This window comes from Sporosarcina soli, from assembly GCF_042655805.1.
In the GTDB taxonomy this organism is placed as follows: Bacteria; Bacillota; Bacilli; order Bacillales_A; family Planococcaceae; genus Sporosarcina; species Sporosarcina soli.
Map to the genome: position 1 here is coordinate 1 of NZ_JBHSNO010000014.1, position 3,031 is coordinate 3,031.

3 protein-coding genes are annotated in these 3,031 nt (G+C 37.4%); 1 reads left to right on the forward strand and 2 read right to left on the reverse strand.

Features of this window, described 5'->3' with window-relative positions; all coding sequences use genetic code 11:
- Positions 1-383, forward strand: a 383-nt coding sequence (locus ACFPRA_RS18885; protein ID WP_381438129.1) for a hypothetical protein, incomplete at its 5' end; no start/stop codon positions are given.
- Positions 384-562: 179 nt separating this feature from the next.
- On the opposite strand, the gene ACFPRA_RS18890 is transcribed toward ACFPRA_RS18885, so the two are convergent.
- Both ACFPRA_RS18890 and ACFPRA_RS18895 read right to left on the reverse strand, forming a co-directional pair.
- Positions 563-1,534: an SDR family NAD(P)-dependent oxidoreductase gene (locus tag ACFPRA_RS18890; protein ID WP_381438131.1), complete on the reverse strand. Its 972-nt coding sequence runs from the start codon at positions 1,532-1,534 to the stop codon at positions 563-565.
- A 360-nt stretch (positions 1,535-1,894) separates the two neighbouring features.
- Positions 1,895-2,464 carry a TetR/AcrR family transcriptional regulator gene (locus ACFPRA_RS18895; RefSeq protein WP_381438134.1) on the reverse strand — a complete coding sequence of 190 codons (570 nt, stop codon included), beginning with the start codon at positions 2,462-2,464 and terminating at the stop codon, positions 1,895-1,897.
- Positions 2,465-3,031 lie beyond the last annotated feature (567 nt).

Genomic DNA, 3,031 nt, shown 5'->3' on the forward strand with positions numbered 1-3,031 from the left:
ATAGCTCATTTCTTGCTGACTTTGAATCCGAAGATTCGTTTGTGTTTGTGTCCTCGACAGAGTCGGTTCGACAAACTGTATTTGTTAACGTTTTGCTGTTCAGTTTTCAAGGTTCATATCGTTACTACGTTTCAGCAGCAACTCTTATATCTTATCACTTTACCGGTTCGATGTCAACAACTTTTTTAATTTCTTTTGTTGTTGTTTCGTACACCAGAAGTGCGACGCTTTCTATCATAACTCTTCGTCGGATAGAAGTCAATAACTTTTTAAAACTTTTTTCGTTGTTTCCGTATACCGGAAGCGCAACGTTCTTTACTATACCAGCATGTCTTTCCTATTGCAATACTAATTTTAAAAAAGCATACAACAAGCCTTATTAAAATGACATGATAAAGAGTTGCTATGAGTTCCTACTTGTAGCAATCCGCACTTTTGTACCATTCCAATTTATATCGGTAGCAAAAGAAAATTCGAATTTGCCAATACTTGAGAACACTATAAACTCCGCTTGTTTAATTAGATACTACAAGCGGAGCTTCCTATGCTTCGTCAAATCTTTCTATTGATGGATTGGTTTGCTTATTTGCTTTGCCTGTGGATCTTGTTCTTTCATCCAATTCAGCGTTTTCATTATTCCTTCTCTATATGATGTGGCTGGTATTGGTCCAATTTCGTGCTCGTATTTTTCACCACTTAAAATTACGGGGGCTTCTGTTAAATACATCATTTCCACAAGTTCTCTCATAAAAGGTTGGAATAATCCAATGAAGCGTATCACTGTTTTAGATATTGTTCTGAAAGATCTCTCATACCCTACTTCTTCACGCAAAATTTTAATTAATTCCTCGCCTGTAATCGGATGTATCGCTGGGATATTCCAATTCTGATTGTAAGCATTATCCCGTAGGGCAAGCTCCACCATTGCTTTTGCACCGTCAAACGTATAAAGAAATTCCCTTTTTACGTGAGTATTGCCAACAAAATTAGCTGTTTTATGTTGAACTACATTTTTAAGCGTTTCATGCAGCATTGTATTACCTGCATGTGGTCCATAAAAATCCGGGAAATGCACAATTAAGGAAGGAATATTACTTGCCATCAATGCATTTTCCATTTTCAAACGAATCTTTCCTTTTTTCGTATGTGGATCTTTCTTTATGTCTTCAGTTATTTTTTTGTTTTGTGGTGCCCCATAGGCATATATATTATCTACAAGAGCAATTTTTGCTCGCTGCGCTTCCGCCACACGGATTATGATATCTATACATACTGGATGCGTTTCATGCCATTCTTCATAAGAAAAGTTCAAAGCATGAAAAATAACGTCTACTCCTTCGGCAGCCTGGGCTACATCATTTTCCACCAATGCATTTCCTCTAAAAGTTGATACCTTTGATTCTTCCTTATAAAGTTCATCTAATTTTTCTCTTCCCCTCGCAAATGCTACGACGTCAATTCCTCGAGAAACAAGTTCTGTCACTAATGCATATCCCATTCCACCTGATGCTCCCAAAACTAACGCTTTCTTCATAGATATTCCCTCCTTTTATTGACCAGTGGTTAATAGAAGTTTAAAAAATTGGTGGGCTCTAAACCTTCAAGTGATCCAGAGCTTCCACCTACCGAAACTCAATTACGTCTCGGCGTAACTGCGTCCAGATTTTGAATTGTGAATCGAACAACAAAGGGTTCGATTTGCCGTATTTCAGCGTTTTTTTGCAGAAATTAAGGCACTTTCTGGACGCGGCGACCTTAGCCTGAGTTCATCAATTCAGCAAATCTTTTTATACTGAAAGCGAAGCGTTAGCTACAAGGGGGTTGGACTCCCTCTGATTGAAAAGCATTCTGGCATTCATCCCGTCAATTATGGAAGTGTGGGATGAATACTGAATCAAGTTAAACCTTTTAAGATAAAATCAACATGAGCTTCAGCCGACACCTTTGCCTCCTCATAATTATCAATGAATCCACGATGATGGACAATAAATCCATGCAAGGCTAAAAACGCCGACCAAATATCTCTGATTTCCAGCCGTTTCCTTGATAAAGCTTGCACAGCCTCAGCAAATTTTTGATAACTCAAGAAAGCTGCCTCTTGTGATAAACCGTCCACTTCGCTATTCCTTGCAACGAACATAAATTCATACTGCCTTTGATTATTCAAACCAAATTCAATAAAGCAAAGAAAAATGGCGGTCAGCTTCTCCGAATTGCCTTCTGATCCCTGAACAGTCTCTTCCAGTAGATTATTTAGTGTAGAAAAATCTTCTTCTACAATTGCATAAAATAATTCCGCTTTATTTTTAAAATGGTAATAAAGTGCACCGTGCGTACAATTGACTTCTTTAGCGATGCTGCGCATAGATACTTCCTGAAAACCTTTTTCAACAAACAACGTACGAGCTTTTTGTAAAATCAATGCTTTCGTCAATTCTCTAGAATTCGATTTGTGAGAAGACATTATTTCTCTCCCTCTTTTGACCACTGGTTAAATAAATTATAATCATTTTTTAAAATACGCACAAGTGTTATAAACAATGCCTCTTCAATTATTCATTTCCTTCGAAAGCTTTAGCTTACTGTCATTTTACTTTTATTTTCAAATTAGGAGGTAGAATCAAAAAATCTTCCTAGTGGCAATGAATTAGAGTGTATAAAAGTTGTTATTTTGACTTTTGAGGTACTTTGAGCGCTTGAGGGTGAAAATTGATCACTTGAATATAGGTTTGAGAACTAGAGCGAGGGATTGATCACTTGAAGGTTACCTTGAGCTCTAAGACAGAGGATTGATCACTAGGAGGGGCTTTTGAGCGCTTAAAGAAGAGTTTGAGCGAATGAAATGGGGGATGATCGTTTGGTAGTAGCTTTGAGCGCTGTGACGGGAGATTGATCACTTAGAAGTTACATAAAGCGCCTGCGGAAGTTATTTGAGCGCTTTATGTATTAGAATAATTTTTGCACAATTGCATTGGCTTCCCCTTTTTAAGATATCTGCATTTCAACTCCTATTTTTCTATTTGTAAACACA

What these genes read in the sequence shown, in the direction of transcription:
- ACFPRA_RS18895 (WP_381438134.1), bottom strand. Translation starts at nt 2,464, where the DNA reads ATGTCTTCTCACAAATCGAATTCTAGAGAATTGACGAAAGCATTGATT.
- ACFPRA_RS18890 (WP_381438131.1), bottom strand. Translation starts at nt 1,534, where the DNA reads ATGAAGAAAGCGTTAGTTTTGGGAGCATCAGGTGGAATGGGATATGCA.